The organism is Actinomycetota bacterium (assembly GCA_035759705.1).
Lineage (GTDB): Bacteria > Actinomycetota > CADDZG01 > JAHWKV01 > JAHWKV01 > JAJCYE01.
This window is the reverse complement of sequence record DASTUJ010000201.1, coordinates 1-4,732: the sequence shown is the minus strand read 5'-3', so window position 1 is coordinate 4,732 and position 4,732 is coordinate 1. Positions and strand designations below refer to the sequence as shown.

4 protein-coding genes and 1 pseudogene are annotated in these 4,732 nt (G+C 62.9%); 3 read left to right on the top strand and 2 right to left on the bottom strand.

Annotation, left to right across the window (positions count from 1 at the left end):
• On the top strand, positions 1 to 1,456 hold a 1,456-nt coding region (locus VFV09_14275; GenBank protein ID HEU4868875.1), incomplete at its 5' end, for an RHS repeat-associated core domain-containing protein.
• A gap of 402 nt (positions 1,457 to 1,858) precedes the next feature.
• Here VFV09_14275 and VFV09_14270 read toward each other — a convergent pair.
• Positions 1,859 to 2,249: pseudogene (locus VFV09_14270) on the bottom strand (IS30 family transposase).
• A gap of 354 nt (positions 2,250 to 2,603) precedes the next feature.
• Positions 2,604 to 3,773 carry a DUF1015 domain-containing protein gene (locus VFV09_14265; protein HEU4868874.1) on the bottom strand — a complete coding sequence of 390 codons (1,170 nt, stop codon included), beginning with the start codon at positions 3,771 to 3,773 and terminating at the stop codon, positions 2,604 to 2,606.
• Positions 3,774 to 3,857: 84 nt separating this feature from the next.
• Between VFV09_14265 and VFV09_14260 the strand changes: the two genes are divergently transcribed.
• Both VFV09_14260 and VFV09_14255 read left to right on the top strand, forming a co-directional pair.
• Entirely contained in the window at positions 3,858 to 4,217 is a 360-nt protein-coding gene (locus VFV09_14260; protein HEU4868873.1) for a tetratricopeptide repeat protein, read from the top strand.
• Positions 4,214 to 4,732, top strand: a 519-nt coding sequence (locus VFV09_14255; GenBank protein HEU4868872.1) for a hypothetical protein, incomplete at its 3' end; no start/stop codon positions are given. The genes VFV09_14260 and VFV09_14255, both read left to right, overlap by 4 nt.

The following is a 4,732-nucleotide window of genomic DNA, read 5'->3' as shown; positions in this document are numbered from 1 at the left end:
GGGAGGCGGCTTCGCGACGAACTACAGCTACAACGACGCCAACGAGCTCGAGCAGATGAACGAGGCGTCGGGCGCCAACAAAGTGATCTTCGGCTACAACGACCTCGGCCAGCGAACCGACACGTGGTACAACTCGTTGCTCGACGTCATCTATAACTCGAACGGGGACATCATCCCGCCGTCGGCTGCCGCCCATACCCACTACACCTACGACGACGCCGGCAAGCTGACGAACATAAAGACCATCGCCGTCTCGGGCCCGGTGACGCTGAGCGACCTCACCTACTCCTACGCCGTGCCGACCGGCTCAACCTGTCCGGGAGCCGCCACAGGGCTGTCAACGTCCAGCAAGCAATCGGTCACGGACAACATGACCGCAATCACCACCAGCTACTGCTATGACGTCCTTGGCCGGCTGACGTCGGCGACGACGCCGGGCGGGGCGACCTACAGCTATGGCTGGGACAAAAACACCAACCGCACGAGCGACGACCTCGGGACTCACATCTACAACGACAACGACCAGGTCGACGAGAGCGGCACCGTCTTCGACGGCGCTGGCAACCTTACGGAGTCGACCGTGTTTGACAGCATCGACTACAACGGGATCAACCAGACCAAGGAGATCACCCCCGCCGGACAATCGGCGGTGCCCTTCGCCTATGCCGGGTCGGGTCAGGCGGATCGAACCCTCGCCGGCTCGACGACCGCCCAAAACGGAACGCTAGGGGTGCAGACGGAGACGACCGGCAGCGCCTTAACAAGCTACGTCCGTGAACCGTCGGGGAATCTGGTCTACCAGAAGCTGAGCAGCGGGCAGACCTTCTACTACTACTTCGACGGCCTAGGATCCGTCATCGGACAGATGGACTCCGGAGGAAACCAGCGAGCCAAGTACACATACGACCCGTTCGGGGCCCATGCAACTGAAACAGGGATCAACGGAACGGCTCCGGCCAACCCTTGGCGGTGGATGGGCGGGTACTTAGATTCGTCCACAGGCCTCTATCACTTCGGAGAGAGATACTATCATCCAGCCTTTGCTCGTTTCCTGCAGGTCGATCCGATACGAGGTGGATGTGCAAACTCATACTCCTACGTTTATGGGGACCCGATAAATGCTCAGGATCTTTCTGGCCTGGCCTGTGGGCCGGTGGTCGCTAAGTTTGCAGAATATGCAGGCATTTACGGGTTATACACTTCGGCCGTTGATGCCTTGCACGGCAAAGGCGGTTGGAAAGACACCAGAAGACAAGTAGGATTTAACGTTATCAAAGTTGCGGCGGCCGCCTTTCACACCAAGATACTTAAGACCCAAGGGGAGATCGTGACTCCCCGACCTGCCAACTTTCCACAGATAGTGAAATGGGCCGAGGCAGTCAGCACGTTAGCCGCCGCCGGCATCGTGATTGGTACCGGGGTGGACGCCTACTGCAAATATACAGCCGTCGAATGATCGCCCACCTGCCACGATTTCAGGTGGCAAACGCAAGAAGACGGGAGCTAGCTGTGCGCGTTCTTAAGAACAGAACACGATTACTGACCCAGACATTGCAAGGTCTCGTACTTTTCGGGTGCGCATTGACGTTCTACTTCTTTGCGACGTCGTCGCTACCGGTACGAGCAGCGTGTGTTGGCCTTCTGGTCGCCGAAGTTGCCATGATCGCACGGGCAAACGCTATGGAAGAGTCTAGAGATCGACAAAGGTTCCTCCTTGTCCAACATTTCTTCATGCTCGGTGCGACCTTGGTCATGGGAGCGTTGGCCTACTTTTGATTTAAGGCTGGGGCGTTCTTACGAGCCTTCCCGAGCCAGTAGGCGAGGTACTCACTAGTTGAACTACCATAACGTTGGCGATTCAAGGGGTCGAAGTAACACCGCCTGGCGAGTCTTCCACATCCGGCTCAGTGGAAGCGGTTGATTGGCTCTTCTCGAGCACCCGATTCATTGTCTGAGCGGGAGTGCTCCAGCCAAGGGTCTTGCGGGGCCGGCCGTTCATCTCGTCGGCAATGAGATCGAGGTCGGCCTGGGAGAGCTGGCGAAGATCCTGGGATTTGCCAAGGTACTGGCGAAGCAGCCCGTTGGTTTTCTCGTTCGCTCCCCCGCTGCCACGGGCTGTGCGGATCGCAAAAGTAGACCTGAACTGGAGTTGAGGGGTCAACTCCAAACTCCCGAGCCGACCGTGAATTCAACGTGTCCGGCATCTCGCTGCCCCGATCCCAGTTCAGGCTGCGACGCAGGTGTGCCGGCGCCGGCTCCTCCTGCGGTTACGGCCAGCTTGATCTCAGCTTGGCGCTTGGTCAGGCTTCGAAGGCGCTCCTCCTGGTCGGAGGGGCGGCCCGGCCGATCCGGTCCTCGGCGGCGCTGGACTCCTCCCGCACCCGGAAGGCTTCAGCTTCTAATCGAGTCGCTCCAACGCGGCTGGGGAGCCAAGCGCCGGCTCGTGGCGCGTCTCATTTCTGAATCGGCCACCGAAGGGGTGACATCCCTCCAAGACCCACGAAGTTTCAGAAAGGGTTCGGGCTCCGGCTATCGGGGCGTTGATTTGCAGTTGGGACCTGCGGCCAGCGGGTGTCCAGAACCTGGACGGGCTCACCCAAAATCTATCGATCCGATTCCATGTCCCTCATCAGCAGGCCGGTGCGGGGTTTGGGCCAGAAAAGGGTGGTTTTCGGGGGGAGGCGAACACCGGCGAGAGCCTTCTTCGCCACCAGCCCGACCGGCACCGGCGCCATCAGGAACGCCAGTTCCCCCTTGGCCACCCCCGCCTCGACGATGCGGGGGTCGTGCTCGTAGGTGACCTCCGCCCGGTTCGGCTCGAGGATCTGGTCGGCCAGCCACACCGTGTCCACCTCGCCGGTCGCCTTAACCGTCCAGCGGCCCTCGGTTGAGGCAACCCCTATGGTCCCGGGACCGGACTCCTCGACGGCCTGCTCAAGTTCACCGAAGGTGCCTTCGAACGGCTCCAGGCCGGCGATCTGGGAGGCGGACAGGTTTGAGACCAGCCGGTGGATCGCCGACAGGGCCGGGGCAAACTGCACCGGGTCCGAGATGATCGCCAGCGTGGAGTCCCACGGCCCGGCTCCGTCGGTCGCCCGGCGCTCGTTGCGGTAGGTCAGAGAGGTCTCGTAGCGGTGGTGACCGTCCGCCACCACCAGCGGGGTGTCGCCGACGACCTTGGTCATGGCCGCCGCCTGGTCGCCCGAAAGCTGCCAGGCCCGGTGCCGGACGCCCTGCGGGTCGGTGACGTCGGCCAGGGGCGCCATCTGCTCAAGTTCCTCGACCAGCTCCTTGAATCCGTCCATCGCCCCCGAGGCGAAGAACCACAGCGGCTCCATGTTCGCCGCGGTTGTGCGCATCAGCGCCAGCCGGTCCGCTTTGGGACCGGGCCGGGTCTTTTCGTGCCCGAAAACGCCGCCTTCCCCGAGCTCCTCAAGCTCCAGCGCGGCGACGATCCCCGCGGTCGAGCGGGGCTGGCCTTCGGCGGTGAAGTCTGACCGGTACAGGTAGAGGTGCGGCGCGTCGTCCACGACGAACACCCCGGAGGTCAGCCACTCCTTCAAAAGCGACGCTGCCCGGGTGTAGCGGTTGGCCGACTCGTCGTCCCCGGGCTGCTCGGCGCCGAGGGTGATCTTGACGATGTTGTTGGGGTGCAGTGCATCCAGGCGGTCCCGCTCGTCCGGCGCGATCACGTCGTAGGGAGGGGCCGAAACCAGTTCCAGATCGGAGCCGGGGGAGTAGCGGAGGGCTCGAAAGCCGAAGATACGGGGCACCACTGGTTTTTATCACGGCTTTGAGAGTTAGTGCGGTTGCCGGGAAACCAGCGGAGCAACCGGCGCTGATCCTATAGTTGATATATGAACGCCAAAGACGCGTATGAGCTTTGGACCAGGGGCATGGAGCACCTGGCTGCGCGCCGCAACCACCAGGCCGCCCTGGTGCTCCAGACAGCCTGCGAGCTGGAGCCCGAAAAGGGCTCGGTGCGGGAGGCGCTGGCCCGGGCGCTGTACAACATCGGAGAGACCCAGCGAGCCGGCGAGGAGTTCGAAAGAGCTATGGAGCTTAACCCTGCAGACCACTACCCGTACTTCGGCCTGGCCCTGTGCCGGGCCCGCCTGGGCGACAAAGCACGCGCCGCCGGGCTGCTGAAGATCGCAATCGCCATGAAGCCGGACTCCCAGGACTACCGCAGGGCGCTCGACCGGCTGGCCTCATGACCTCTCCGAACGGAGCCGAGCTCGGCAGCGCCGCCCACCTCCTGGAGGAGTACAACGCCTTTGCCATCGACCTCGACGGCGTCGTGTGGCGGGGCGAGGTCCTGATCCCGGGCGCTATCGACGGCCTGAAGGCCATCCGGGCCACCGGCAAACCGCTCCTGCTGCTCACGAACAACGGCGGCTACCACCCCGACGAGGTCGTGGAGCGCCTGGCGGATGGTGGGTTCGAGCTGGCCAAGGAGGAGGTCCTGACGACGAGCCTCGTGGCGAGGGAGTGGATCGTTAAGAACGACATGAAAGGGGCTCCGGCGTTCATCCTTGCGCCGCAAACCGTGGCCGCCCAGCTGGCCGACCTGCTTCGGATCAAGTACCTCGAACTGGGGCAGACCGCAGACTTCGTGCTCTGCGGCCGGGACACCGATTTCAGCTACATCCGCCTGGCGCTGGCCGCCGACGCAATACGGGCCGGGGCGGCATTCCTGTCGCTGAACAAGGACCCGGTGATGCCCATCGAG